The sequence below is a fragment of the Klebsiella sp. GG_Kp146 genome (assembly GCF_040061975.1).
GTDB classification, from domain to species: Bacteria; Pseudomonadota; Gammaproteobacteria; order Enterobacterales; family Enterobacteriaceae; genus Klebsiella; species Klebsiella quasipneumoniae.
The window spans coordinates 1-634 of sequence record NZ_JBEAHA010000037.1; the positions used below are offsets into that span (position 1 = coordinate 1).

Genomic DNA, 634 nt, shown 5'->3' on the forward strand with positions numbered 1-634 from the left:
CCGCGCTCTCCGAGGCGCCGGCGGCGGAGCGTCTGACCGCGGCGATGCAGGTGTTTATGGAGCGCATCCGCCAGTCCGGCCAGCGGGTGGAAAAGCTCGATAAAACGCTGATTGACCACCATATCGCTGAACTGGATTTCCAGATAAGCCGCCAGCTGGACGCAGTGATGCACCATCCGGAGTTTCAGCAGGTCGAATCCCTGTGGCGCGGCCTCAAACAGCTGGTGGACAACACCGACTACCGCCAGAACGTGAAAACGGAGATCCTCGACGTCTCAAAGGACGATCTGCGTCAGGACTTTGAGGATGCGCCGGAGCTGATTCAGAGCGGCCTTTACTGGCACACCTACACCGCGGAGTACGACACCCCCGGCGGCGAGCCGATCGGCTCGCTGATCTCGGCCTATGAGTTCGACGCCAGCGCGCAGGACGTGGCGCTGTTGCGCAATATCTCCCGGGTTTCCGCTGCCGCCCACATGCCGTTTATCGGCGCCGTCGGCCCGGCTTTCTTCCTGAAAGAGACCATGGAAGAGGTCGCCGCCATCAAAGATATCGGTAACTACTTCGAACGTGCGGAATATATTCGCTGGAAAGCGTTTCGGGAAACCGACGACGCCCGCTACATCGGCCTGGT

The 634-nt window shown here is 60.7% G+C and carries 1 protein-coding gene; it reads left to right on the top strand.

Annotated features, from left to right (window positions below; all coding sequences use genetic code 11):
• Window positions 1-634: type VI secretion system contractile sheath large subunit (gene tssC / locus ABLU95_RS21490; RefSeq protein WP_348880386.1), on the top strand; the 634-nt coding region annotated here is incomplete at both ends.